Raw genomic sequence first — 596 nt, 5'->3', positions numbered from 1 at the left:
GTCAGCAGCAGCCATTGCATAAACAATAAATGCATCAACCTTACGCTGCTCTTTGGGTTCCATATGCAAATCAGCATTATATGTACCATTTGTTCCATCCCCTAAGGGGATACGCGCAGCAATCTGGCACGGTAAATCCGATACATCGAATTCAGTAATGCGTCGAACACCACTTTCCCTTTCAAGAAGGCGTTTCCAACTATATTCGACATTAGCAGCTAATGGAGAAACCAATCCTAAACCAGTAACAACAACACGTCTCATAACTCTTAACCTTGAATTGAGATTCACTCCTCAAAGCTCTTTTCTCAAAATAGTCCTCAAAGAATACAGGCAAAAGCATTTTTAATTTTACGCCTTTGCCTTTTAGGTATCATGCAGAAGCTTTATCGATAAACTTTACTGCATCACCAACTGTGAAAATCGTTTCAGCGGCTTCATCTGGGATTTCTACACCAAATTCTTCTTCAAAAGCCATAACGAGTTCAACCGTATCAAGGCTATCTGCTCCCAGATCATCGATAAAGCTTGCATTTTCTACTACCTTATCTGCATTAACCCCAAGATGCTCCACAATAATTTTCTTACCGCGCTCT

2 protein-coding genes are annotated in these 596 nt (G+C 40.6%); both read right to left on the bottom strand.

Translation table 11 applies throughout. The features are described 5' to 3' along the window. On the bottom strand, positions 1 to 264 hold a 264-nt coding region (locus tag ACFIK8_RS12495), incomplete at its 3' end, for a beta-ketoacyl synthase N-terminal-like domain-containing protein (protein WP_375669609.1). Between the two features lie 109 nt (positions 265 to 373). Beyond that, positions 374 to 596: acyl carrier protein (locus ACFIK8_RS12490; protein WP_375669608.1), on the bottom strand; the 223-nt coding region annotated here is incomplete at its 5' end.

It is taken from the genome of Bartonella sp. MR168JLCBS (genome assembly GCF_042194175.1).
The sequence above is the reverse complement of the archived record's forward strand: the minus strand, read 5'-3'. Positions and strand labels throughout refer to the sequence as shown.